24 protein-coding genes are annotated in these 22,233 nt (G+C 72.2%); 14 read left to right on the top strand and 10 right to left on the bottom strand.

The features are described 5' to 3' along the window. Nucleotides 1–2,829 (top strand): DNA polymerase III subunit alpha (gene dnaE / locus IEZ17_RS27500; RefSeq protein ID WP_189304695.1); only part of this gene is annotated, 2,829 nt, incomplete at its 5' end. A 120-nt stretch (nt 2,830–2,949) separates the two neighbouring features. Here dnaE and IEZ17_RS27505 read toward each other — a convergent pair. Next, complete coding sequence (locus tag IEZ17_RS27505) at nt 2,950–3,114, bottom strand: hypothetical protein (RefSeq protein WP_189304697.1); 165 nt, start codon at nt 3,112–3,114, stop codon at nt 2,950–2,952. A gap of 269 nt (nt 3,115–3,383) precedes the next feature. Between IEZ17_RS27505 and IEZ17_RS27510 the strand changes: the two genes are divergently transcribed. The 4 genes from IEZ17_RS27510 (at nt 3,384) to IEZ17_RS27525 (ending at nt 7,424) form a co-directional block, all read left to right on the top strand. After that, nucleotides 3,384–4,682, top strand: a complete 1,299-nt coding sequence (locus IEZ17_RS27510; RefSeq protein WP_189304699.1) for an NYN domain-containing protein — start codon at nt 3,384–3,386, stop codon at nt 4,680–4,682. Nucleotides 4,683–4,778: 96 nt separating this feature from the next. Further along, nucleotides 4,779–5,768 carry an ABC transporter ATP-binding protein gene (locus tag IEZ17_RS27515; RefSeq protein ID WP_189304817.1) on the top strand — a complete coding sequence of 330 codons (990 nt, stop codon included), beginning with the start codon at nt 4,779–4,781 and terminating at the stop codon, nt 5,766–5,768. Between the two features lie 100 nt (nt 5,769–5,868). Beyond that, nucleotides 5,869–6,684 carry an ABC transporter permease gene (locus IEZ17_RS27520; protein ID WP_373299954.1) on the top strand — a complete coding sequence of 272 codons (816 nt, stop codon included), beginning with the start codon at nt 5,869–5,871 and terminating at the stop codon, nt 6,682–6,684. A 68-nt stretch (nt 6,685–6,752) separates the two neighbouring features. Then, entirely contained in the window at nt 6,753–7,424 is a 672-nt protein-coding gene (locus tag IEZ17_RS27525) for an ABC transporter permease (protein ID WP_189304701.1), read from the top strand. Between the two features lie 47 nt (nt 7,425–7,471). Here IEZ17_RS27525 and IEZ17_RS45700 read toward each other — a convergent pair whose 3' ends face one another. The 4 genes from IEZ17_RS45700 to IEZ17_RS27540 form a co-directional block, all read right to left on the bottom strand. Next, nucleotides 7,472–7,546, bottom strand: coding sequence for a hypothetical protein (locus IEZ17_RS45700; protein WP_506005263.1), 75 nt, complete (start codon nt 7,544–7,546; stop codon nt 7,472–7,474). 76 nt (nt 7,547–7,622) lie between these two features. Next, nucleotides 7,623–8,138 carry a Cys-tRNA(Pro) deacylase gene (ybaK, locus tag IEZ17_RS27530; RefSeq protein WP_189304703.1) on the bottom strand — a complete coding sequence of 172 codons (516 nt, stop codon included), beginning with the start codon at nt 8,136–8,138 and terminating at the stop codon, nt 7,623–7,625. Nucleotides 8,139–8,233: 95 nt separating this feature from the next. After that, the gene (locus IEZ17_RS27535) at nt 8,234–8,986 is read right to left on the bottom strand and encodes an LON peptidase substrate-binding domain-containing protein (protein ID WP_189304705.1); all 753 of its coding nucleotides are present in this window, start codon (nt 8,984–8,986) and stop codon (nt 8,234–8,236) included. Nucleotides 8,987–9,044: 58 nt separating this feature from the next. After that, nucleotides 9,045–10,646, bottom strand: a complete 1,602-nt coding sequence (locus IEZ17_RS27540) for an oxidoreductase (RefSeq protein WP_189304708.1) — start codon at nt 10,644–10,646, stop codon at nt 9,045–9,047. Nucleotides 10,647–10,967: 321 nt separating this feature from the next. Between IEZ17_RS27540 and hisD the strand changes: the two genes are divergently transcribed. From hisD to hisF, 8 genes are read left to right on the top strand one after another with little or no spacing between them, the layout of a single operon-like run. Continuing rightward, nucleotides 10,968–12,293, top strand: a complete 1,326-nt coding sequence (hisD, locus tag IEZ17_RS27545; protein ID WP_189304710.1) for a histidinol dehydrogenase — start codon at nt 10,968–10,970, stop codon at nt 12,291–12,293. 8 nt (nt 12,294–12,301) lie between these two features. Continuing rightward, complete coding sequence (locus tag IEZ17_RS27550; RefSeq protein ID WP_189304712.1) at nt 12,302–13,435, top strand: histidinol-phosphate transaminase; 1,134 nt, start codon at nt 12,302–12,304, stop codon at nt 13,433–13,435. Then, the gene (gene hisB, locus IEZ17_RS27555; RefSeq protein ID WP_043263922.1) at nt 13,432–14,037 is read left to right on the top strand and encodes an imidazoleglycerol-phosphate dehydratase HisB; all 606 of its coding nucleotides are present in this window, start codon (nt 13,432–13,434) and stop codon (nt 14,035–14,037) included. Before IEZ17_RS27550 ends, hisB begins: the two co-directional genes overlap by 4 nt. After that, entirely contained in the window at nt 14,037–14,201 is a 165-nt protein-coding gene (locus tag IEZ17_RS27560) for a CG2302 family histidine operon protein (protein WP_189304714.1), read from the top strand. The genes hisB and IEZ17_RS27560 overlap by 1 nt, the downstream gene beginning before the upstream one ends. Continuing rightward, nucleotides 14,192–14,839 (top strand): imidazole glycerol phosphate synthase subunit HisH, encoded by a 648-nt coding sequence (gene hisH / locus IEZ17_RS27565; protein ID WP_189304715.1) that lies wholly within the window; start codon nt 14,192–14,194, stop codon nt 14,837–14,839. Before IEZ17_RS27560 ends, hisH begins: the two co-directional genes overlap by 10 nt. After that, nucleotides 14,839–15,573, top strand: coding sequence for a bifunctional 1-(5-phosphoribosyl)-5-((5-phosphoribosylamino)methylideneamino)imidazole-4-carboxamide isomerase/phosphoribosylanthranilate isomerase PriA (gene priA / locus IEZ17_RS27570; RefSeq protein WP_189304717.1), 735 nt, complete (start codon nt 14,839–14,841; stop codon nt 15,571–15,573). Before hisH ends, priA begins: the two co-directional genes overlap by 1 nt. Nucleotides 15,574–15,595: 22 nt before the next feature. Further along, nucleotides 15,596–16,006: a Rid family hydrolase gene (locus IEZ17_RS27575; RefSeq protein WP_189304719.1), complete on the top strand. Its 411-nt coding sequence runs from the start codon at nt 15,596–15,598 to the stop codon at nt 16,004–16,006. Between the two features lie 6 nt (nt 16,007–16,012). Then, on the top strand, nt 16,013–16,768 hold the full coding sequence (gene hisF / locus IEZ17_RS27580; protein WP_189304721.1) for an imidazole glycerol phosphate synthase subunit HisF: 756 nt from the start codon (nt 16,013–16,015) through the stop codon (nt 16,766–16,768). A 39-nt stretch (nt 16,769–16,807) separates the two neighbouring features. Here hisF and IEZ17_RS27585 read toward each other — a convergent pair whose 3' ends face one another. Genes IEZ17_RS27585 through IEZ17_RS27595 form a run of 3 tightly spaced genes read right to left on the bottom strand, consistent with a single transcriptional unit; the run spans nt 16,808 to nt 20,287 of the window. Continuing rightward, a complete protein-coding gene (locus IEZ17_RS27585; protein WP_189304722.1) occupies nt 16,808–17,548 on the bottom strand; it encodes a succinate dehydrogenase/fumarate reductase iron-sulfur subunit in 741 nt (246 codons plus the stop codon). Further along, nucleotides 17,545–19,503, bottom strand: coding sequence for a fumarate reductase/succinate dehydrogenase flavoprotein subunit (locus IEZ17_RS27590; protein ID WP_189304724.1), 1,959 nt, complete (start codon nt 19,501–19,503; stop codon nt 17,545–17,547). The genes IEZ17_RS27585 and IEZ17_RS27590 overlap by 4 nt, the downstream gene beginning before the upstream one ends. 1 nt (nt 19,504) lies before the next feature. Then, nucleotides 19,505–20,287, bottom strand: a complete 783-nt coding sequence (locus tag IEZ17_RS27595; protein ID WP_189304726.1) for a succinate dehydrogenase — start codon at nt 20,285–20,287, stop codon at nt 19,505–19,507. Nucleotides 20,288–20,382: 95 nt separating this feature from the next. Between IEZ17_RS27595 and IEZ17_RS27600 the strand changes: the two genes are divergently transcribed. After that, the gene (locus IEZ17_RS27600; RefSeq protein ID WP_189304728.1) at nt 20,383–21,282 is read left to right on the top strand and encodes a LysR family transcriptional regulator; all 900 of its coding nucleotides are present in this window, start codon (nt 20,383–20,385) and stop codon (nt 21,280–21,282) included. Between the two features lie 23 nt (nt 21,283–21,305). Here the strand turns inward: IEZ17_RS27600 and IEZ17_RS27605 are convergent, their stop codons facing one another. Continuing rightward, on the bottom strand, nt 21,306–21,938 hold the full coding sequence (locus IEZ17_RS27605; RefSeq protein WP_189304730.1) for a TIGR03085 family metal-binding protein: 633 nt from the start codon (nt 21,936–21,938) through the stop codon (nt 21,306–21,308). Nucleotides 21,939–22,005: 67 nt separating this feature from the next. Then, nucleotides 22,006–22,149: a hypothetical protein gene (locus IEZ17_RS27610; RefSeq protein ID WP_189304732.1), complete on the bottom strand. Its 144-nt coding sequence runs from the start codon at nt 22,147–22,149 to the stop codon at nt 22,006–22,008. Nucleotides 22,150–22,233 lie beyond the last annotated feature (84 nt).

Genomic DNA, 22,233 nt, shown 5'->3' on the forward strand with positions numbered 1-22,233 from the left:
CAGACCGGCAAGAACCTCTCCGACCCGGACCGCTTCAGGTTCGACGGCACCGGCTACTACCTCAAGTCCACGGACGAGATGTACGCCATCGACTCCTCGGACGCCTGGCAGGAGGGCTGCCGCAACACCCTCCTGGTCGCCGAGCAGGTCGACACCACCGGCATGTTCGAGAAGCGCGACCTGATGCCGAAGTTCGACATCCCGGACGGCTTCACCGAGGTCACCTGGTTCCAGGAGGAGGTCCGGGTCGGCATGAACCGCCGCTACCCGGCCGGCGTCCCCGAGGACCGCCAGAAGCAGGCCGAGTACGAGATGGACGTCATCATCCAGATGGGGTTCCCGGGCTACTTCCTCGTCGTCGCCGACTTCATCATGTGGGCCAAGAACAACGGCATCGCGGTGGGCCCCGGCCGTGGCTCCGCGGCCGGCTCGATCGTCGCCTACGCCATGGGCATCACCGACCTCGACCCGATCGAGCACGGCCTGATCTTCGAGCGGTTCCTCAACCCCGAGCGCGTCTCGATGCCCGACGTCGACATCGACTTCGACGAGCGCAGGCGCGTCGAGGTCATCAGGTACGTCACCGAGAAGTACGGCGCCGACAAGGTCGCCATGATCGGCACCTACGGCAAGATCAAGGCCAAGAACGCCATCAAGGACTCCGCCCGCGTCCTCGGCTATCCGTACGCCATGGGCGACCGCCTCACCAAGGCGATGCCCGCCGACGTCCTCGGCAAGGGCATCGACCTCGACGGCATCACCAACCCCTCGCACCCGCGCTACAGCGAAGCCGGCGAGATCCGGGGGATGTACGAGAGCGAGCCGGACGTCAAGAAGGTCATCGACACCGCCAAGGGCGTCGAGGGCCTGGTGCGCCAGATGGGCGTGCACGCCGCCGGCGTGATCATGTCCAGCGAGCCCATCGTCGACCACGCCCCGGTCTGGGTGCGGCACACGGACGGCGTGACCATCACGCAGTGGGACTACCCCCAGTGCGAGTCGCTCGGCCTGCTCAAGATGGACTTCCTGGGCCTGCGCAACCTCACGATCATGGACGACGCCGTCAAGATGGTGAAGGCCAACAAGGGCATCGAGCTGGAGCTGCTCTCCGTACCGCTCGACGACCCCAAGACCTTCGAACTCCTCTGCCGCGGCGACACCCTTGGTGTCTTCCAGTTCGACGGCGGCCCGATGCGTTCGCTGCTGCGCCAGATGCAGCCCGACAACTTCGAGGACATTTCCGCCGTCTCGGCCCTCTACCGGCCGGGCCCGATGGGCATGAACTCGCACATCAACTACGCGGAGCGCAAGAACGGCCGCCAGGAGATCACCCCGATCCACAAGGAGCTCGAAGAGCCCCTGAAGGAGACACTGGGCCTGACCTACGGCCTGATCGTCTACCAGGAGCAGGTGCAGAAGGCCGCCCAGATCATCGCCGGGTACTCCCTCGGCGAGGCCGACATCCTCCGCCGCGTCATGGGCAAGAAGAAGCCCGAGGAGCTGGCGAAGAACTTCGTGCTCTTCCAGGAGGGCGCGAAGAAGAAGGGCTTCTCCGACGAGGCCATCCAGGCCCTGTGGGACGTCCTGGTCCCGTTCGCCGGCTACGCCTTCAACAAGGCGCACTCCTCCGCGTACGGCCTGGTCACGTACTGGACCGCCTACCTCAAGGCCAACTACCCGGCCGAGTACATGTCCGCACTGCTCACCTCGGTGCGCGACGACAAGGACAAGTCCGCGGTCTATCTGAACGAGTGCCGCCGCATGGGCATCAAGGTGCTGCCGCCGAACGTCAACGAGTCCGAGGCGAACTTCGCCGCCCAGGGCGACGACGTCATCCTCTTCGGCCTCACCGCGGTGCGGAACGTCGGCCAGAACGTGGTCGACTCGATCATCCGCTGCCGCAAGGCCAAGGGGAAGTACGCCTCGTTCCCCGACTACCTCGACAAGGTCGACGCGGTCGTCTGCAACAAGCGCACCACCGAATCGCTGATCAAGGCGGGCGCGTTCGACGAGATGGGCCACACCCGCAAGGGGCTGACGGCGCACTACGAGTCGATGATCGACAACGTCGTCCAGGTCAAGCGCAAGGAAGCCGAAGGGCAGTTCGACCTCTTCGGCGGGATGGGCGACTCCGGCGACAGCGCTTCCGACGGACCCGGGTTCGGGCTGGACGTGGAGTTCTCCGACATCGAGTGGGACAAGACCTACCTCCTCGCGCAGGAGCGCGAGATGCTCGGTCTCTACGTCTCCGACCACCCGCTGTTCGGCCTGGAGCACGTGCTGAGCGACAAGGCCGACGCCGCCATCGCCCAACTGACCGGCGGTGACTATTCGGACGGCTCGATCGTCACCATCGGCGGCATCATCTCCGGCCTCCAGCGCAAGATGACCAAGCAGGGCAACGCCTGGGCGATCGCCACCGTCGAGGACCTGGCCGGCTCCATCGACTGCATGTTCTTCCCGGCGACGTACCAGCTGGTGTCCACCCAACTCGTCGAGGACACCGTGGTGTTCGTCAAGGGCCGGCTCGACAAGCGGGAGGACGTGCCGCGGCTGGTCGCCATGGAGATGATGGTCCCCGACCTCTCCGAGGCGGGCGCCAACGCCCCGGTGACGATCACCATTCCGACGGTGAAGGTCACCCCGCCGATGGTGGAGAAGCTGGGCGAGGTGCTCAGCAGCCACCGCGGTTCGACGGAGGTGCGCATCAAGCTGCTGGGAGCCCGCAAGACCACGGTGCTCCGCCTGGACCGCCATCGGGTCACGCCCGATCCGTCGCTGTTCGGCGATCTGAAGGTGCTGCTCGGCCCGTCCTGCCTGGCGGGTTGATCCGCGGCGGGCCGCCATCGGCCCGATCGGTGCACTGAGGGGCGCGCCCGCGCGATGCGGGCGCGCCCCTCACGTCATGTGCGGCATATGCCAGTTGGGGCGCCGGCGTGCGCCGCGGTGTCAGTTGTGACCGAAGCGCCGCTGGTGCTTGCGCGCGACGTCCGCCGGGCTGCCCTGGCCCGTCGACTGGGAGATGGCCTCGATGGTCGACTTCTCCGCCTGCTGCTGGCCGCGTTCGGGCTCGCTCGCCTTGGGCTGCTTCCGGTCCTTCTTGTTTTTGGCCATGATCGTGCCTCCTGAGGGGGATCCTGGGATCGGCCGGAATCAGACTTACACGCCGGACACATCCCTGCATTTCGGGCAATTACCCTGTGTAATAACGACAGTTACGCGCCGTACGCGAAATCACCGCCGAATCCGCCACGCCGAAGATCGAGTTCGCGCAGTTAACCCCCGTTTGGTCGGGCAGACTCGAAGGAAGCCGAAGAGAACTCGTGCCACGGGCCGAGCCGGGGGGCGACCGGACTTCAGCACCTCAGGGAAGAGGGTGGAACGTGGACCGCTGCGTCGTCCTGGTGGACGCCGGGTATTTGCTCGGTGCCGCCGCCAGCCTGCTCGCCGGAGAACCCGCCCGTTCCCGGATCACCGTCGACCACGCCGCCCTCATCCAGGGCCTGCGCCAGCGCGCCGAGGCGGACACCGAACGGCCGCTGCTGCGGATCTACTGGTTCGACGGCGCCCCCGACCGCGTCCCGCAGCCCGAGCACCGCCGGCTGCGGGTGATGCCCCGGGTCACCGTCCGGCTGGGCGCTCTGACCCGCAGCGACGGGCGCTGGGCGCAGAAGGGCGTGGACGCCGCCATGCACGCCGAGCTGACCGAGCTCGCCCGCAACCGCGCCTGCTCCGACATCGTGCTGGTCACCGGCGACGGCGATCTGCTGCCCGGACTGATGTCCGCCAAGGAGCACGGCGTCGCCGTCCACCTCTGGGCCGTGCAGGCCGCCGACGGCGACTACAACCAGTCGGAGGACCTGGTCGCCGAGGCCGACGAGCGGCGCGTGCTGGACCGGACCTGGATCACCCGCGCGGTCCGCCCCAAGGAACTCGGCGGTCCGTGCGCCCCGCCGCCCGCCCCGCGCCCCGAGATCGCCGCGATCCTCTCCGCGCCGCTGCCCGAGTCCGCGGTGGCCGCGGCAGCCGCCGCCGCAGCCGCGGCCGGGTCCGGTCGGGCCCCCGACGCCGACGGCCACGGCGGCGCCAACGGCACCGCCCGCCCCGAGCCCGGCACCGGACCCGAGGAACCGGCAGACGAGCCGGGCTCCGCCGCCTCCCGGGGCGTGCCCACCCCCAAGGACCTGGCCGGACTCGGCCGGGCACACGCCGCGGGCCCCGGCCCCGCCGGCAACGGCGGCCAGCCCGCCGCCACCCCCGCCGCGACCCTCCGCTGGTCCTCCGACAAGGGCTGGGTCGAGCGCGGCGGCCCGCTCGGCGAGCCCTCCGAGACCGCCTCGCTGCCCACCCTCGCCCAGCTGACCAGCGCCGAGCAGCGCTGGGCCGACCGCGAGGAGGACATCACGGCGGTCAGCGGCGACCCCTTCGAGGTCGGCCAGGTCTTCGCCCGCCGCTGGACCGAGCGGCTCTCCGAGACCGCCCACCTCCAGCAGCTCTCGACGGAGTACCCGCGCATCCCGCACCGCATCGACGGCGAACTGCTCCGCTACGCCGCCCGGTTCGGGCTGCTCGCCCACAAGGACGACCAGATCGACGAGCACGACCGGTACGCGATCCGGGCCGGCTTCTGGCGCGAGGTCGACCTCCGCACGGCCGCGGGACGCGCCCCGGCCGCGGAGTGACCGGTGCGCCCGGCGACCCGCGCCGGTCAGCCCCGCGGGCCGGGCGCCGGGCGGGGACGCGTACCCTCATAGCTCGTGAAGACGGGCGCAAAACAGGTGGAGCGCGGGGTGCCGGTGTGCGCCGTGCGGGACCTGGTCAAGACCTACCCCGCGCTGCGCGGGCGGCGCGGGGCGGCACAGGCGCCGGCGGTGCGCGCCAGTGACGGCATCACCCTCGACGTACGGCGCGGCGAGATCTTCGGGCTGCTCGGGCCCAACGGCGCCGGCAAGTCCACCCTGGTCCGCCAGCTGACCGGACTGCTGCGGCCGGACTCCGGGAGCATCTCCGTACTGGGCCACGACCTGGTCCGCCACCCCGAGCGGGCCGCCCGGCTGCTCGGCTACCTGGGGCAGGAGTCCACCGCGCTCGACGAGCTGACCGTCGCCCTGGCCGTGGAGACCACCGGCCGGCTGCGCGGCCTGGGCACCCGCGAGGCGCGCGCCGAACGGGACGCGGTGATCGATGAACTGGGCCTCGCGGACCTCGCCGGGCGGGCGCTGAAGAAGCTGTCCGGCGGGCAGCGGCGGCTGGCCTGCTTCGCCACCGCGCTGATCGGCGAACGGCCGCTGCTGGTGCTGGACGAGCCGACCACCGGGATGGACCCGGTCGCCCGGCGCGCCGTCTGGGCCGCGGTGGACCGCCGCCGCGCCGAGCGCGGCGCCACCGTCCTCCTGGTCACCCACAACGTCCTGGAGGCCGAGAGCGTGCTCGACCGGGTCGCGGTGATCGACCGGGGCCGGGTCATCGCCTGCGACACGCCCGGCGGCCTGAAGGAGATGGTGGGGGAGGAGGTCCGCCTGGAACTGGTCTGGCGGGACCGCCCCCCGCTCGACGTCCCCGAGGTCGCCGCCCTCGGCGCCGCCGCCCGCACCTCCGGCCGCCGCTGGACCCTCCGCCTCCCCGCCGACGAGGCCCGCTCCGCGGTCGCCGCGGTCACCGCGGGTCCCGCCTTCGCGGCCCTCGACGACTTCACCCTGGCCACGCCGAGCCTGGAGGACGTGTATCTGGCGCTGGGCGGGCGTGCCGAGGGTTTGGTGAAGGCGTGAGCGGCGCGGGGCGGACCGGCGCGCGGCGCGGCGGAGCGAGCCGGGCCCCCGGTGCGGCGCCGTCGGGACGACGGCATGACGACGAAAGCTGGGTGACGACGTGAGTGTGGTTCCCGCGCAGGCGGTGGCCGGGGCCGGGCCGCGGCCGGACGACGGCCGGGCCGCCCCGCTGGCGCCGCGGGCCCGGCTGCTGCCCGCGCTCGCCGCCGTCTACCGCGCCCAGCTCTCCCGGGCCCGGGTCGCCCGGATACCGCTGCTGTTCGTCGCCACCTTCCAGTCCGTCGGGATCATGGTGCTGCTGCGCGGCGTGGTCAGCGGCGGCGACCCGGCCCGGTCGGTGGTCTCCGGCTCCGCCGTGCTGGTCGTCGCCTTCGTGGCGCTCAACCTGCTGGCGCAGTACTTCGGCCAGCTGCGGGCCGGCGGCGGGCTCGACCACTACGCGACGCTGCCGGTGCCGCCGGCCGCCGTGGTGCTCGGGGCGGCCGGGGCGTACGCCTCGTTCACGGTGCCCGGGACGGTGGTCACCGCGGTCGTCGGCTGTCTGCTCTTCCAGCTGCCGATGGCGCATCTGTGGGTGCTGGCGGCCGTGGTCCCGCTGTCCGGCGCGGCGCTGTCCGGTCTCGGCGCGGCCCTCGGGCTGCTCGCGCCGCGCCAGGAACTGGCCACCCTCTGCGGCCAGTTGGGCATGTCGGCGGCGCTGCTGCTGGGCGTGCTGCCGGCCGGCCGGATGCCCGAGGCGATCGGCTGGGCGCGCGATCTGCTGCCCTCGACCTACGGGGTGGAGGCGCTGGCGCACAGCTTCGCACCGCGTCCCGACTGGTTCGCGGTCTGCGCCGACCTGGGCGTCTGTGCCGCCGTCGGGGTGCTCTCGCTGGCCGTCGCGACCTGGGCGTACCGACGGGCGGCGGCCCGGTGACCGGGGCGACGGGCCCGAGCGGGCGTCCTGCTGCCGGGGCCACGGTGCCGACCTGGCACGATGACGGGGTGACCGCACCGCAGACGCCCCCCGACGGCCAACCGTCCGAAGAAGCGCACCCGCACCAGGCCGTTCCGGCCCCCGACACCGCACCCGACGGCGGCGGCCCCGAGTTCGCCCGCGAGCTGCGCGAGGGCGTGCTGATCGCGCTGCTGGTGGCGCTGAGCGGGGCGCTGCTGGGGGTGTTGTGGGCCTGGCTGGCGCCGCGTATCCCGCTGGTCGCGGACACCCACAACGTCTACCTCAAGAACACCGAGGGCGAGGAGGCGATCGGCGCCGACGGCACCTTCGCCCTGCTGGGCCTGGCCTTCGGCGTGGTGACCGCCGCCGCGGTCTTCTACTTCCGGCGGCGCGGCGGGGTCCCGCTGGTGGTCTCGCTGGTCGTCGGCGGGCTGCTGGGCGCCGCGCTCGGCTGGCTGGTCGGGATGTGGCTGGGGCCCACCCCGGACGTGGTCGCGCACGCCCGGCAGGTCGGGCCCGGAGTGGTCTTCGACGGCCCGCTGCGGCTCCAGGCGAAGGGCGCGCTGCTGGCCTGGCCGATCGCGTCGATGCTCGCGCTGCTGGCATTGGTCGGGCTGTTCGGCCCGCGCGACCCGGAGCCGGAGTGGCCGGACTGGTCCGGCCGGCCGCAGCAGGAGCCGCAGCAGGAGTCGCCGCAGGAGCCACCGGCCGGCGGCTGACGCCCGGCCGGTGGGTCGTCCCTCCTTCAGGACGTGCCTGCCGTGCTTCAGGACGGCCGGCGCCCGTGGTTGGCCCGGCCCTTCCTGATGCGCCACTTCCGCTTGCGGGTCCGCTTCGACATGGCTGTACCTCCTCCCCGGTCGTAGCCGAGGGAGGCGGCATCGTAAAGGGCGTGCGCCGGCCGAACCGGACGGAGTTCAGCCGCGGGCGATCGGCGCGATCCGTGCGTCCGTCAGCGCGACCAGGTCGTCCGGCGCCAGCTCGACCTCCAGGCCGCGCCGCCCCGCCGAGACGCACACCGTGGGCCGGCCCTGCGCCGAGGCGTCCACGACGGTGCGCAGCCGCTTGCGCTGGCCGAGCGGGGAGATCCCGCCCAGGACGTAGCCGGTGCTGCGCTCGGCCGCCGCCGGATCGGCCATCGCGGCCCGCTTGCCGCCCACCGCGGCGGCCAGCGCCTTCAGGTCGAGCGAGCCGGAGACCGGCACCACGGCGACCGTGAGCGTGCCGTCGACATCCGCGAGCAGCGTCTTGAACACCTGGTCGGGGGAGACCCCCAGCGCCTCGGCGGCCTCCTCGCCGTACGACGGAGCGGCCGGGTCGTGCTCGTAGGCATGGACCGTGAACGGGACCCCGGACGCGGCCAGCGCCACCGTCGCGGGGGTGCCGCCGGACTGCTGGCCGCCCTTCTTGCCCTGCTTCGCCTTTTTCGCCACCGCGATGTCGCCTCACTCGTACGGAACCCGGACCCGGGAGCGCGCGGCCGGCACCGCTCCGCCGTGCGGCCGTCCGGACTCCCGGCCGCCGCGCGTCAGTTGGGGCTGGTCGGCTGCCGGGTCAGGTCCACGGCCGGCAGCGACGGGAGCTTACCGAGCAGCGCCGTCTCGTGGCGAAGCAGTTTCAGCTCCTGCCCGAGCCGGGCCGCGGTGTCCGGCGCCTCCAGCAGCTGCTGCTTGGCGGGCACGTCCAGGACGGCTGCCGCGGCGACGAGGTACGACAGCACCGACGGGTCGGCGGGCAGGTCCTGGCCGCTGGACAGGGTCCGCTCGTGCGCCCAGGCCAGCCGCTTCTGGTACGTGCGAAAGGCCCGGACGACCCCCGACGCCAGCGCCCCGGCGCCCTCGCCCTGGTCCTCCGCCAGCTCCGTCACCTCGGCCGTCAGATACGGCCCGGAGGCGTCCACCGAGTGCAGCCGGAAGCGGGTGGTGCCGGTGGCCAGGACCTCGTAGCCGGAGCCGGAGCCGGAGCCGGAGGGCTTCTCCCGGATGGTCGCCGCGTCCGCGACGCAGCCGACGGCGTGGAACGCCCGGATCGGCTCGTCGCCGAAGCCCGCGGCCGGGCCGTCGCCGGCCGGGAGGGTGGCGTCCGGCAGTCCGGGCGCGGTGGGCGCGACCTCGCGGCCGTCCCGGATGGCGATCACGGCGAACCGGCGGTCGTCCTCGGGCGCAGCCAGGAGATCGCGCATCATCGCCCGGTACCGCGCCTCGAAGACGTTCAGCGGGAGCACCAGTCCCGGGAACAGCACCGAGTTGAGGGGGAAGAGCGGCAGACGAACGGAGGTCACAGCCCGTAAGCCTAGAGCCTACGGCGGCGCGGGCCACCACCCCGTCCCCGTACCGGTGCTATTGCCGTTGCAGCAGCCGGGACGCACCGGTCGCCATGGTCGTCGCCAGCACCCACCCCGCCAGGATCATCACCGCCGCCACCCACTGGGAGATGCCGGCCGGCGCCCAGACTTCGCCCTGATGGAGATCCACCAGCGGCAGCAGCAGGTCCAGCGAGTAGAGGTACGGGTTCCAGTGCGGCATCTCGTCGTGCTTGAGGAGCGGCGGAGGATAGGTGGAGAAGTACGCGGTGCCGATCGCCCACAGGACCGCCATCCACAGCGCGGCCCGCCCCGGCCGGTAGCCGTACGCCACCGTCCAGTCCTGGAGGAACCCCCATGCCTTCGCCGCCAGCGGCAGCGTCTCACGGCGCCGCCGCTGCTTGGCCAGCTGCACCTCCCGGGCGTCCGCGTCCTCGCCCATCGCGCGCAGCGAGGCGGCCAGCATCTCGTACGGCTCGGGCGCGTACTCGGGGGTCGCGGCGGCCACCCACTGGAGCCGCAGCGCGAGTGGGAAGTGGCCGCGCGGGATCAGCGTCTCGTAGGAGAAGCCGGCCATCATCAGCCCGCCCAGCCCCGGCCAGCTGGCCGACTTGTCGACGAGGTTGACGACCCGGGCGCCGGAGAGGATCACCCGGCCGCGCTGCGGGCGCTCGCCCAGGAACCGCAGCTCCGGCGTGTGGATGCGGCGCAGCGACAGCTCCTGGTCGGACTCCATGATGAACCGGGCGTGCTCCAGGTCCACCGCGTCCCCGAACCGCCCGTCGTCCAGCCGCACCCCGCCCTCGCACTCGAAGCGCTGCATCCGCGTGCCGCGGGCCGGGGTGTGGGTGATGCCGTACGGGGGCGTGGCCCCGCTGGAGAACGGGGAGTTGGCCAGCCCCGCGGCGGTCAGGTACAGGGTGCGCCCGACGGTCAGCTGGGGGGCGTTCAGCGCCCGGCGGCCGAAGGGATTGCTCAGGTGGCTGCCGCGCAGGCTCAGCGACACACCTATCGTGGCGCCGCGCAGCGACAGCTCGCCGTACGACTCCAGCATCTCGGCCTGGAGGTCCTGGCCGACGGTCAGCCCGTCCGCCACGATCGAGCGGCCCTGCCGGTCCTTGTGGACCACGACCTGATTGAGCATCAGGTCGGTGCCTATGTGCGCATCGGTCAGCCGGACACCGGAGTGCACCACGCAGCGGGGCAGGTGCAGATCGCCCTCGGTGTGCAGCCGGGCCGCCTCCAGCCGGGGTATCGCGCAGTTCACCATCCGCAGCGTGGTGAACCGGCTCTCCGGCAGCACCACCTCGGTCTCGAAGCGGCAGTCCCGCAGTTCCACGAATGGCTTGATCGTGCCGCCCGCAAGGTCGAGAGTGTCCGTGATGTACGCACCGGTGAGCTTGAGCGCGGAGACCCGGCCGGGCTGCGCCGGCGGCCCGTCGAGCAGCAGCAGCGCCAGGATCCGGGCCCGCACCCGGCGCTCCGGGCCCCACAGGTGCTGCCCGTTCGGATCGTCGCGGGACGCCTCGCCGGTGTGCAGATCGCAGGTGCTGCCGTTGCGGAACGCCTGCCACATGCTCCATTCCGCGGAGGTAAGTCGCAGGTCGGCGGGCGCGTCGCCGTCCCTGGCTCCGGTCACGGTGGATCCCCCTTGCTGTACGTGCCTGTGTGTCGTGCGATGCCGGTGCGTGCCGTGCCGCGTACCGCGACGTGGCCGTACGGCGCCGCGCTACCTGTTCGGACGCATCCCGGCGGGCCTTCTTCCCGCCCGCCCCACGGATGTCCCCTTACGCCCGCACCGTCCCCTTGCCCGTCCCGTGACCGCTTGAACACGCGTGGTCAGGGCCAACTCCGGTCAACTTCGCGGGGCCGGGCCGCGGTGGTCCGGGCCGTGTGTCACTACGTATCACTCAGTGATACGGCCGCTCGGCTCCGAGAGCGGGTCTGAGACACTGGTGGGGTGATCTCCCGAATCGACCTGCGCGGTGACGCCCTCCCCGAGGGCGGCGCCCTGCGCGACCTGCTGCCCCGTGCCGAGTTCGACGTGGAAGCCGCCCTGGAGAAAGTGCGGCCCATCTGCGAGGACGTACGCCATCGCGGCACCGCGGCGCTGATCGATTACGCGCGGCGGTTCGACGGGGTCGAGATCGAGCGGGTCAAGGTCCCGACCGAGGCGCTGCGCGACGCCCTCGCCGCGCTGGACCCGGCCGTGCGGGCCGCCCTGGAGGAGTCGATCCGGCGCGCCCGGATCGTCCACCGCGAGCAGCGCCGCAGCGACGTCACGACGCGGGTCGTCCCCGGCGGCACGGTCACCGAGCGCTGGGTCCCGGTCGAGCGGGTCGGGCTGTACGTGCCCGGCGGCCGGTCGGTCTACCCCTCCTCCGTCGTCATGAACGTGGTCCCGGCGCAGGAGGCCGGCGTCGAGTCGCTGGCCGTGGCCTCCCCGCCGCAGGTGGAGTTCGGCGGCCTGCCGCACCCGACGATCCTGGCCGCCTGCGCCCTCCTCGGCGTGGACGAGGTCTACGCCGCCGGCGGCGCCCAGGCCATCGCGATGTTCGCGTACGGCACCGACGAGTGCGCCCCGGCCAACCTCGTCACCGGCCCCGGCAACATCTACGTGGCCGCCGCCAAGCGCCTCCTCAAGGGCCGGATCGGCATCGACTCCGAGGCCGGGCCCACCGAGATCGCGATCCTCGCGGACGAGACCGCCGACCCGGTGCACGTCGCCGCCGACCTGATCAGCCAGGCCGAGCACGACCCGATGGCCGCCGCCGTGCTGGTCACCGACTCGGTGGAGCTGGCCGAGCGGACCGAGAAGGAGCTGGAGCCGCAGATCGCGGCCACCAAGCACGTCGAGGACCGGATCGTCCCGGCGCTCGCCGGCCGGCAGTCGGCGATCGTCCTCGTCGACGGCCTGGACGCGGGCCTGAAGGTCGTCGACGCGTACGGCGCCGAGCACCTGGAGATCCAGACCGCCGACGCCGCCGCCGTCGCCGCCCGGGTCCGCAACGCCGGCGCGGTCTTCGTCGGCCCGTACGCCCCGGTGTCGCTCGGCGACTACTGCGCCGGCTCCAACCACGTCCTGCCCACCGGCGGCTGCGCCTGCCACTCCTCCGGGCTGTCGGTCCAGTCGTTCCTGCGCGGCATCCACGTCGTGGACTACTCCCGCGAGGCGCTGGCCGAGGTCGCCCACCATGTGGTGACCCTCGCCGAGGCCGAGGACCTCCCGGCCCACGGCGCGGCGCTCAAGGCAAGGTTCGGCTGGACGGTCCCCCAGAGCAAGTGAGCACGTACGTGACGAAGATCGACGATCTCCCCATCAGGGACGAGCTGCGCGGCAAGTCCCCTTACGGCGCGCCGCAGTTGGACGTCCCGGTGCGCCTCAACACCAACGAGAACCCCTACCCGCTCCCCGAGCCGCTGGTCCGGCGGATCGCCGAGCGGGTCACCGAGGCCGCCCGGCAGCTGAACCGCTACCCCGACCGGGACGCGGTCGAGCTGCGCACCGCGCTGGCCGGCTACCTCACCCGCACCGCCGGCCATGAGGTCACCGCCGCCCAGGTCTGGGCCGCCAACGGCTCCAACGAGATCATCCAGCAGCTGCTCCAGACCTTCGGCGGCCCCGGCCGCACCGCCATCGGGTTCGAGCCCTCGTACTCCATGCACGGGCTGATCTCGCGCGGCACCGGCACCGGCTGGATCTCCGGCCCGCGCAACGACGACTTCACCATCGACGTCGCGGCGGCGAAGGCGGCCATCGCCGAGCGGAAGCCCGACGTGGTCTTCGTCTGCTCGCCGAACAACCCGACCGGCACCGCCGTCGAGGCCGACACCGTCCTGGCGCTCTACGAGGCCGCGCAGGCCGCCAGGGCGGACTCCGCCGGGGCGCTGGTCGTCGTCGACGAGGCGTACGGCGAGTTCAGCCACCGCGCCTCCCTGCTGCCGTTGATCGAGGGCCGGCCGAACCTGGTGCTCTCCCGGACGATGTCCAAGGCGTTCGGCGCCGCCGGGCTGCGGCTGGGCTATCTCGCCGCCGACCCCGCCGTGGTCGACGCCGTCCAGCTGGTCCGGCTGCCGTACCACCTCTCGTCCGTCACCCAGGCCACCGCGCTCGCCGCCCTGGAGCACACCGATACGCTCCTGAAGTACGTCGAGCAGCTCAAGAGCGAGCGGGACCGCCTGGTCGACGAACTGCGGGCGATCGGCTGCCGGGTCGTCGCCTCGGACGCCAACTTCGTCCAGTTCGGCCTCTTCGACGACGCGCACGCCGTCTGGCAGGCGATCCTCGACCGCGGCGTACTTGTCCGTGACAACGGCGTACCGGGCTGGCTGCGGGTCACCGCCGGCACCCCGGCCGAGAACGACGCGTTCCTCGACGCGGTTCGCACGGTGTGGAAAGAACGCATCCTGAAGGAGAACAAGCGATGAGCGGGGCCACCGCCCGCGTGGGGCGCGTGGAGCGCACCACCAAGGAGACGACGGTTCTGGTCGAGATCGACCTCGACGGGACGGGCCAGGTCGACGTGTCGACCGGCGTCGGCTTCTACGACCACATGCTCGACCAGCTCGGCCGGCACGGCCTCTTCGACCTCAAGGTCAAGACCGACGGCGATCTGCACATCGACACCCACCACACCATCGAGGACACCGCCCTCGCGCTGGGTGCCGCCTTCAAGCAGGCCCTCGGCGACAAGGTCGGCATCTACCGCTTCGGCAACTGCACCGTCCCGCTGGACGAGTCGCTGGCCCAGGTGACCGTCGACCTCTCCGGCCGCCCGTACCTGGTGCACACCGAGCCGGAGAACATGGCGCCGATGATCGGCACCTACGACACGACGATGACCCGGCACATCTTCGAGTCCTTCGTCGCCCAGGCGCAGATAGCGCTGCACATCCACGTCCCGTACGGGCGCAACGCCCACCACATCGTGGAGTGCCAGTTCAAGGCGCTGGCCCGCGCCCTGCGCTACGCCAGCGAGCGCGACCCGCGCGCCGCCGGGATCCTGCCCTCCACGAAGGGCGCCCTCTGATGAACGGCTTGTCCACCGTCTTCATCCTCGTGGGTCTCTTCCTCCTCGGCGGTGTCTACTCCTTCTGGAAGCAGAAGCTGCCCAAGAGCGTGATCACCCTCATGGCCATCGCCTCCGCGATGTGCCTGGTCGCCGGTGTGATGCGGCTGGGGGTGTGGAGTTGACCGCCGCCAAGAAGGTCGTCGTCTTCGACTACGGCTTCGGCAACATCCGGTCCGCCGAGCGCGCCCTGGCCCACGTCGGCGCGGAGGTGGAGATCACCCGCGACTACGACACGGCCATGAAGGCCGACGGGCTGCTGGTCCCCGGCGTCGGCGCGTTCGCCGCCTGCATGCGCGGCCTCAAGGAGGTCCGCGGTGACTGGATCGTGGGCCGCCGGCTGTCCGGCGGCCGTCCGGTGATGGGCATCTGCGTCGGGATGCAGATCCTCTTCGGCCGCGGCATCGAGCACGGCGTGGAGACCGAGGGCCTGGACGAGTGGCCCGGCACGGTCGGCCCGCTCAAGGCCGAGGTCGTCCCGCACATGGGCTGGAACACCGTCCGCGCCGCCGAGGGCTCGCAGCTCTTCGCCGGGCTGCCCGCCGACACCCGCTACTACTTCGTGCACTCCTACGCGGTCCACGACTGGGAGCTGGAGACCGGCAGCACCAGCATCGCCCCGCCGAAGGTCACCTGGGCCACCCACGGCGAGCCGTTCGTGGCCGCGGTCGAGAACGGCCCGCTGTGGGCGACCCAGTTCCACCCCGAGAAGTCCGGCGACGCCGGTGCCCAGCTCCTGACCAATTGGATCGAGACTCTGTGATGTCCCCCTCCGCGAAGCAGCTCGAACTCCTCCCCGCCGTGGACGTCCGCGACGGCCAGGCGGTCCGCCTGGTGCACGGCGAGTCCGGCTCCGAGACCTCCTACGGCGACCCGCTCCAGGCGGCTCTCACCTGGCAGCGGGCCGGCGCCGAATGGCTGCACCTGGTCGACCTGGACGCCGCCTTCGGCACCGGCGACAACCGCGCGCAGATCGCCGAGGTCGCCCGCTCCATGGACATCAAGGTGGAGCTGTCCGGCGGTATCCGCGACGACGACTCGCTGGCCGCCGCCCTGGCGACCGGCTGCACCCGCGTCAACATCGGCACCGCGGCGCTGGAGAACCCCGACTGGGTCGCCGAGATCATCGCCCGGTACGGCGACCGGATCGCGGTCGGCCTGGACGTGCGCGGCACGACCCTGCGCGGACGCGGCTGGACCCGCGACGGCGGTGACCTGTACGAGACGCTGGCCCGCCTGGACTCCGAGGGCTGCGCCCGCTACGTCGTCACCGACATCAACAAGGACGGCACCCTCCAGGGCCCCAACCTGGAACTGCTCAAGAACGTCTGCGCGGCCACCGACCGCCCGGTCGTCGCCTCCGGCGGCGTCTCCTCCCTGGACGACCTGCGGGCGATCGCGACCCTGGTGCCGGAGGGCGTCGAGGGCGCCATCGTCGGCAAGGCGCTCTACGCGAAGGCGTTCACCCTGGAAGAGGCACTGGCAGCAGTGTCGTAACGGTCAACGGGAAGGCGGCGTCATGACCATCGAGCGCGTACGGACCGACAGTCCTTGGGAAGAGACCATTGGCTTCGCGCGCGCCGTGGCGGCCGGCGACCGCGTCCTGGTCGCCGGCACCCTGCCGCTGGTCGGCGGCGTCCTCCAGGGCGAGGGCGACCCCTACGTCCAGACCAGGGTCGCCTTCGGCAACGCGCTGGCGGCGCTCAAACCCTTCGGCCTGGGCGCCGCCGACGTGCTGCGCACCCGTGTGTACCTGACCCACCTGCGCGATGTGGACGCGGCCGGCCGCGCCCACCGCGAGCTCTTCGAGGCCGCGCCGCCCGCCGCGACCGTGGTCGTGGTCTCCGGCTTCGTCGACTCCCGCGTACTCGTCGAAGTAGAACTAGAAGCCTTCCGGGACCCGTCCCGGGAAACTGTCAGAGAGGGCTGAACCGACATGACCCTGGCGGTCCGCGTCATCCCCTGCCTGGACGTCGACAACGGCCGCGTCGTCAAGGGTGTCAACTTCCAGAACCTGCGCGATGCGGGCGACCCCGTCGAGATGGCGAAGGTCTACGGCCAGGAGGGCGCCGACGAGCTGACCTTCCTCGACATCACCGCCTCCTCCGGCAACCGCGAGACGACCTACGACGTCGTCCGGCGCACCGCCGAGCAGGTCTTCATCCCGCTCACCGTCGGCGGCGGCGTCCGCACCACCGAGGACGTCGACAAGCTGCTGCGCGCCGGCGCGGACAAGGTCGGCGTCAACACCGCCGCGATCGCCCGCCCCGACCTGATCAGGGAGATCGCCGAACGCTTCGGCAGCCAGGTGCTGGTGCTCTCCGTCGACGCCCGCCGTACCGCCGCCGGCACCTTCGAGGTCACCACCCACGGCGGTCGCCGCTCGGCCGGTATCGACGCCGTCGAGTGGGCGCACCGCGCCGCCGAGCTGGGCGCCGGCGAGATCCTGCTCAACTCCATGGACGCCGACGGCACCAAGGACGGCTACGACGTGGAGATGATCGAGGCGGTCCGCAAGCACGTGTCCGTGCCGGTCATCGCCTCCGGTGGCGCCGGCAGGCTCGGCGACTTCGCCCCGGCGGTCGCCGCCGGCGCCGACGCGGTGCTCGCCGCCTCGGTCTTCCACTTCGGCGACCTGCGCATCGGCCAGGTCAAGGAGGCCCTGCGCGAGGCGGGGCACCCGGTCCGCTGAGGACCGCCGGGCCGGGCCCGTCCGGCCCGGCCCCGCCGGTCAGCGCTTCCGCGCCGCCCGGACGAACTCCCGGTTCATCGTCGCGATGCTGAAGAGCGGTATGCCCTTCGGGCAGGCTGTGGCGCACTCGCCGGTGTTGGTGCAGCCGCCGAAGCCCTCGGCGTCCATCGTGCCGACCATGTTCAGGACCCGGGTCTCCCGCTCCGGGGCGCCCTGCGGCAGCGAGTTGAGGTGGACGACCTTGGCGGAGGTGAAGAGCATCGCCGAGCCGTTGGGACAGGCCGCCACGCACGCGCCGCAGCCGATGCACTCGGCGTGCTCGAAGGCGGTGTCGGCGGCCGGCTTGGGGACGGCGGTGGCGTGCGCCTCGGGGGCGGAGCCGGTGGGCGCGGTGATGTAGCCGCCGGACTGGATGATCCGGTCGAAGGCGGAGCGGTCGACGACCAGGTCCTTGACGACCGGGAAGGCCGCGGCGCGCCAGGGCTCGATGTCGATGGTGTCGCCGTCGGAGAACGACCGCATGTGCAGCTGGCAGGTGGTGGTCCGCTCGGGCCCGTGGGCGTCGCCGTTGATGACCAGGCTGCACGCGCCGCAGATCCCCTCGCGGCAGTCGTGGTCGAAGGCGACCGGATCGTCACCGTCCAGGATCAGCTGCTCGTTGAGGGTGTCGAGCATTTCGAGGAACGACATGTCGGGCGAGATGCCGTCGACCTCGTAGGGGGTCATGGTGCCGGGGGCGTCGGCGTTCTTCTGGCGCCAGACGCGCAGGGTGAGCCTCATGCGTAGCTCCGCTGAGTGGGGTGGACGTACTCGAAGACCAGGTCTTCCTTGTGGAGGGTGGGGGCCGCGCCGGTCCCGGTGAACTCCCAGGCGGCGGCGTAGGAGAACGCCTCGTCGTCGCGGGCGGCCTCGCCGTCCGGGGTCTGGGACTCCGCGCGGAAGTGGCCGCCGCAGGACTCCGCGCGGTGCAGGGCGTCGAGGCACATCAGCTCGGCGAGCTCCAGGTAGTCGACGATGCGGTTCGCCTTCTCCAGCGACTGGTTGAACTCTTCGCCGGTGCCGGGCACCTTGATGCGGCGCCAGAACTCCTCGCGGATCTGCGGGATCCGGTCGAGGGCCTTGCGCAGCCCCTCGTCCGTGCGGGCCATCCCGCAGTACTCCCACATGAGTTCGCCGATCTCGCGGTGGAAGGAGTCGGGGGTGCGGTCGCCGTCGACGGCGAGCAGCAGGTTCAGCCGGTCCCCGGTCTCGGCCAGCACCTCCTGGACCACCGGGTGGTCGGCGGTGACATGGTCGTCGACGGCCCGATGCGGGTGGCGCGCCAGGTAGTCGTTGATCGTGGACGGGAGGACGAAGTAGCCGTCCGCCAGGCCCTGCATCAGCGCGCTCGCGCCCAGCCGGTTGGCGCCGTGGTCGGAGAAGTTGGCCTCGCCGACCGCGAACAGGCCCGGGATCGTGGTCTGGAGGTCGTAGTCGACCCACAGCCCGCCCATGGTGTAGTGCACGGCCGGGTAGATCCGCATCGGGACCGTGTACGGGTCCTCGGCGGTGATCCGCGCGTACATGTCGAAGAGGTTGCCGTACTTGGCCGCCACGGCCTCGCGGCCCATCCGCGCGATGGCGTCCGCGAAGTCCAGGTAGACGCCCTGGCCGCCGGGGCCGACGCCGCGGCCCTCGTCGCAGACGTTCTTCGCCGCGCGGGAGGCGATGTCGCGCGGGACGAGGTTGCCGAAGGACGGGTAGATCCGCTCCAGGTAGTAGTCGCGCTCGTCCTCGGGGATCGCGGCCGGCGGGCGGCTGTCGCCCTTGGCCTTCGGCACCCAGATCCGGCCGTCGTTGCGCAGCGACTCGCTCATCAGCGTCAGCTTGGACTGGTGGTCGCCGGTGCGCGGGATGCAGGTCGGATGGATCTGGGTGAAGCAGGGGTTGGCGAAGTACGCGCCGCGGCGGTGCGCCCGCCAGACGGCGGTGGCGTTGGAGTTCATGGCGTTCGTCGACAGGTAGAAGACGTTGCCGTAGCCGCCGGACGCCAGCACCACCGCGTCCGCGAAGTACGCGGAGATCCCGCCGGTGACCAGGTCGCGGGCGACGATGCCGCGGGCCCGGCCGTCGACGACGATCAGGTCGAGCATCTCGGTGCGGGCGTGCAGCCGGACGGTGCCGGCCGCGATCTGCCGGGAGAGCGCCTGGTAGGCGCCGAGCAGCAGCTGCTGCCCCGTCTGGCCGCGGGCGTAGAACGTGCGGGAGACCTGGACGCCGCCGAACGAGCGGGTGTCCAGCAGCCCGCCGTACTCGCGGGCGAACGGCACGCCCTGGGCCACGCACTGGTCGATGATCTCGACGGAGATCTGGGCGAGCCGGTGCACGTTGGACTCGCGGGCGCGGAAGTCGCCGCCCTTGACGGTGTCGTAGAACAGCCGGTGGACGGAGTCGCCGTCGTTGCGGTAGTTCTTCGCGGCGTTGATGCCGCCCTGCGCGGCGATGGAGTGCGCCCGGCGCGGCGAGTCCTGGTAGCAGAACTGCTCGACGTGGTAGCCCTGTTCGGCGAGCGTGGCGCCGGCCGCGCCGCCCGCCAGGCCGGTGCCGACGACGATCACCGTGTGCTTGCGGCGGTTGGCCGGGTTGACCAGCTTCGCCTCGAAGCGCCGGGTGTCCCAGCGCTCGTGGACCGGCCCGCCCGGCGCCTTGGTGTCGGCGACCGGATCGCCGGTCGCGTAGTGCGTGTACGAACTCATGTCAGCTCACTACTCCGGTCATCACGGAGACGGGGACGGCGATGAAGCCGACGGTCAGGACGGCGGCGAGGACGTTCGCCAGGCCCTTGAACAGCCGGTCGCGGCCGGGCCGGTTGGCGCCCAGGGTCTGCGCGGCGCTCCAGAAGCCGTGCCGGATGTGCAGGCCGAGCGCGAGCATCGCCACGATGTAGATCACGTCGCCGTACCAGGTGGAGAAGGTCGCCACCACGTTCTGGTACGGGTGGCCGGCCTCGGCGCGCGGGTTCACCGTCAGCGTCGTCAGGTCCAGGACGTGCCAGACGATGAACAGGCCGAGGATGACGCCTCCCCAGCGCATGGTGCGGGTGGCGTAGCTCGCACGGCGGCGCAGAAGGAGGCGCGGCGCGATGGGGGTCCCCCCGGACGAAGTCTGGGGGAGCCTCGGCCAGGGGCGGCGGCCGGGCGACGGGCGGGCATATTTCGTGGGGCGGGCGGCGATGTCCCGGCGGCTGAGCTGGTAGGCGGCCACCGCGTGCGTGACGACCGCGGCGACCAGCACCACCCTGGCGATCCACAGGAACCACTCGTGGTGCAGGAAGGGCTCGCCGATGGTGCGCAGCCAGGCGGCGTAGGAGTTGAAGTCCGGGGCCCCGAAGAAGATCTTGAGGTTGCCCATCATGTGGACGACCAGATACAGCAGCATCACGATGCCGCTGACGGCCATCGCCGTCTTCTTGCCGACGGTCGAGCGCCACAGAACGCCCGTGAAGGACGGCCGTCGATCCGTCCTTGTGTCCAGTGCCATGGGTCCCGACGGTAGGGACGGTGCCGCCGATCAGTCCAAGACATGGTGCGGCTCATCTCCATAGGCGCAAACTATCGCTGCTTTATATTCCCCTTATGCAGTTGCAGCAGCTCCGCTACTTCACCGCCGTCGCCGACACCCGCCACTTCACCCGGGCCGCCGAGCGCGAACACGTCGCCCAGCCGTCCCTGTCCCAGCAGATCCGGTCCCTGGAACGGGAGTTGGGCGCCGAGCTGTTCCACCGCGCGCGCGGCCACATCACCCTCACCGACGCCGGCGAGACCCTGCTGCCGCTGGCCCGGCGGATCCTCGCCGACACCGAGACCGCCCGCCGCGAGGTCCAGGAGGTCGCCCAGCTGCGCCGCGGCCGGCTCCGCCTCGGGGCCCCGCCCAGCCTCTGCGCCAGCCTCGTCCCCGACGTCCTGAGCGCCTTCCACGCCACCTACCCGGGCGTCGAACTGATCGTCACCGAGGACGGCTCGCAGGACCTCGTACGGGCGCTGGCCGACGGCGAGCTGGACCTGGCGCTGATCATCACGCCGCTGCCCGTACAGGCCCCGGCGCTGGCCACCTCCGAACTGCTGCGCGAGGAGCTGGTGGTGGTCTCCGCCCCGGACCGCCCGGCCCCGGTGGGCGGCCGGCGCACCCGGATCCGCGTCGAGGACCTGCGCGGCCGGCCGCTGGCCATGTTCCGCCGCGGCTACGACCTGCGGGAATTCACCACCGCGGCGTGCCGGGCGGCCGGCTTCGAACCCACCTTCACCGTCGAGGGCGGCGAGATGGACGCGGTCCTCGGCTTCGTCCGCGCCGGGCTCGGCATCGCCGTCGTCCCCAGCATGGTGGCCGAACGCTCCGGACTGCGCGTCACCCGCTTCGCCACCCCCGGCATGCACCGGGTGGTCTCCGTCGCGCACCGCGGCGACGTCTCCCCGCCGCGGGCCGCCCGCGAGCTGGAGCGCATCCTGATGGCGCACCTGGGCCTGGAGACGTCCTGACCCGGCGGACCGGCCGGCGCGTCTCAGACGCCCAGCCTCGCCTCCAGCACCTTGGCGACCGCGTCCTCGTCCCCGTCCAGTTCCACGTCCGCCGCGCTCTGCCGCCCGAACGCGAACAGCGTCAGCTCGCCCGGCTCGCCGGTGACCGTCACCACCGGGGTGCCCCGGTGCGCCACCGCCGTCTGCCCGTCCGGCCGCCGCAGCACCAGCCCGACCGGCGCCTTCCGGCCCAGCACACGGGCCGCCCGCTCCAACCGGACCCACAGCGCGTCCGAGAAGACCGGGTCCAGCTCGCGCGGCGCCCAGTCCGGCTGGGCGCGCCGTACGTCCTCGGCGTGCACGAAGAACTCGACCGTGTTGGACGCCTCGTCGATCTGCTTCAGCGCGAACGGCGACATCTTCGGCGGCCCGGTCCTGATCAGCTGGATCAGCTCCTCGTACGGCTTCGCCGCGAACTCCGCCTGCACCCGCTCCAGCCGCGCCGCCAGCGGCTTGACGAGGATCCCCGCGGACGCGTCGGCGCGCCGCTCGCGCACCACCACGTGCGCGGCCAGATCCCGCGCCGTCCAGTTCTCGCACAGGGTCGCGGCCTCGGGGCCGGCGCTCTCCAACAGGTCGGCCAGAAGGAGCCGTTCACGCTTCGCATGGGTCGACATACGGCCAGCCTACGACCGCCCGGCATCCCCTGCCACGGCGCGCCCCGGCCGCAGCACCCGCCGCCCGTCAGCCCCGCAGCACCCACGTCACCACCAGCACGGCCGCCACCGCCGACGCCACGAACACCGCCGCCAGCACCCGCATCGCCACCTTCGCGACACGGTGCGGGTCCGGCGGTGGCGGCGGCTCGGCCGGCGGCTGCTCATGCATACCGGCAGCATGCCGCACGGCACAATGGACGCATGACCGGTTCTCCCACCTCGCCGCCCCCCTCTTCTCCCGCCACACCCGCCC

Origin of the sequence: Streptomyces albospinus (genome assembly GCF_014648695.1) — a bacterium.
Classification (GTDB): Bacteria; Actinomycetota; Actinomycetes; order Streptomycetales; family Streptomycetaceae; genus Streptomyces; species Streptomyces albospinus.

Excerpts from the sequence above, each read along its gene's own strand:
- IEZ17_RS27505 (WP_189304697.1), bottom strand. The coding sequence starts at position 3,114 with ATGGCCAAAAACAAGAAGGACCGGAAGCAGCCCAAGGCGAGCGAGCCC.
- hisB (WP_043263922.1), top strand. The coding sequence starts at position 13,432 with ATGAGCGGGGCCACCGCCCGCGTGGGGCGCGTGGAGCGCACCACCAAG.
- IEZ17_RS27560 (WP_189304714.1), top strand. The coding sequence starts at position 14,037 with ATGAACGGCTTGTCCACCGTCTTCATCCTCGTGGGTCTCTTCCTCCTC.
- priA (WP_189304717.1), top strand. The coding sequence starts at position 14,839 with ATGTCCCCCTCCGCGAAGCAGCTCGAACTCCTCCCCGCCGTGGACGTC.
- IEZ17_RS27575 (WP_189304719.1), top strand. The coding sequence starts at position 15,596 with ATGACCATCGAGCGCGTACGGACCGACAGTCCTTGGGAAGAGACCATT.
- hisF (WP_189304721.1), top strand. The coding sequence starts at position 16,013 with ATGACCCTGGCGGTCCGCGTCATCCCCTGCCTGGACGTCGACAACGGC.
- IEZ17_RS27585 (WP_189304722.1), bottom strand. The coding sequence starts at position 17,548 with ATGAGGCTCACCCTGCGCGTCTGGCGCCAGAAGAACGCCGACGCCCCC.
- IEZ17_RS27590 (WP_189304724.1), bottom strand. The coding sequence starts at position 19,503 with ATGAGTTCGTACACGCACTACGCGACCGGCGATCCGGTCGCCGACACC.
- IEZ17_RS27595 (WP_189304726.1), bottom strand. The coding sequence starts at position 20,287 with ATGGCACTGGACACAAGGACGGATCGACGGCCGTCCTTCACGGGCGTT.
- IEZ17_RS27600 (WP_189304728.1), top strand. The coding sequence starts at position 20,383 with ATGCAGTTGCAGCAGCTCCGCTACTTCACCGCCGTCGCCGACACCCGC.
- IEZ17_RS27605 (WP_189304730.1), bottom strand. The coding sequence starts at position 21,938 with ATGTCGACCCATGCGAAGCGTGAACGGCTCCTTCTGGCCGACCTGTTG.
- IEZ17_RS27610 (WP_189304732.1), bottom strand. The coding sequence starts at position 22,149 with ATGCATGAGCAGCCGCCGGCCGAGCCGCCGCCACCGCCGGACCCGCAC.